Annotated in this window: 1 protein-coding gene; it reads left to right on the forward strand. The window is 70.7% G+C overall.

Annotated elements, in window-relative coordinates; translation table 11 throughout:
- On the forward strand, nt 1-1,259 hold a 1,259-nt coding region (locus QAA18_RS12435; RefSeq protein ID WP_279413373.1), incomplete at both ends, for an HD domain-containing protein.

Genomic DNA, 1,259 nt, shown 5'->3' on the forward strand with positions numbered 1-1,259 from the left:
CGCCTGCGCTGGGGCCTGCACCTGGTCGCCGGCCGCCGCGAGGAGCGCCTGCGCTTCGACTACCAGAAGGCGCTGGCCGAACGCCTGGGCCACACCGGCGACGCCGGCAACCTCGCCGTCGAGCAGATGATGCAGGGCTTCTACCGCAGCGCCGCGCTGGTGCTGCGGATCAACGAACGCCTGCTGCAGCGTTTCGAGGAACAGCTCGAAGGCGATGCGCCCATGGAACCGCTGGTCGAGGGGTTCGCGGTGCAGCGCGGTTATTTGCACGCAATCTCGCCGGGATGGCCGCGCGGCATCGACGACGTGTTCGCGCTGTTCGAAGCCTGGGCCGCGCATCCGGAGTTGCGCGGCCTGCATTCGCAAACCGCGCGCGCCCTGGCCGAATCGCTGTCGGCGCTGGGCGATTACGCCGGAGCGACGGAAGCGCAACGCACGCGCTTCATGGCCCTGCTGCGCGGGCCGCAACCGGTGGCCACGCTCACGCGCATGGCCCGCCTGGGCGTGCTCGCGCGCTGGATCCCCGCGTTCGCCCAGGTGTCCGGGCGCATGCAGTTCGACCTGTTCCACGTCTACACGGTCGACCAGCACACCATGGCGGTGCTGAAGAACATCGCCGGCTTCGCCTCGGGCAACGTCGATCCGCGCTTCTCGATCGTGCACAACGTGTGGCCGCGCCTGCGCAAGCCGGAACTGCTGCTGCTGGCCGGCCTGTTCCACGACATCGCCAAGGGCCGCGGCGGCGACCACTCGGAACTGGGCGAGGTCGACGCGCGCGAGTTCTGCGCCGCGCACGGACTGAGCGAGGGCGAGACCGCACTGGTCGCATGGCTGGTGCGCCACCACCTGCTGATGTCGGTGACCGCGCAGAAGCAGGACATCAGCGACCCGGAAGTGATCCACCGCTTCGCCTCGAAGGTCGCCGACCGCGAGCGCCTGGACCTGCTGTACCTGCTGACCTGCGCCGACATCGCCGGCACCTCGCCCAAGCTCTGGAACGCGTGGAAGGACCGCCTGCTCGCGGACCTGTACACGGCCTCGCGCCTGGCCCTGCGCCGTGGCCTGGAGAACGCACCGGATGCCGAGGAGCGCATCGCCGAGACCCGCGGCCACGCCCGCGCGCGCCTGCTCGACGCAGGCCTGGACGACGACGAGATCACGGCGTTGTTCGCGCGCATGCCGGAAACCTCGTTCCTGCGCGGCCGCGCCGACAGCGTGGCTTGGCAGGCGCAGGTGCTGCACCGCATGGGTGGCGGCCG

It is taken from the genome of Luteimonas sp. 8-5 (genome assembly GCF_029763755.1).
Lineage (GTDB): Bacteria > Pseudomonadota > Gammaproteobacteria > Xanthomonadales > Xanthomonadaceae > Cognatiluteimonas.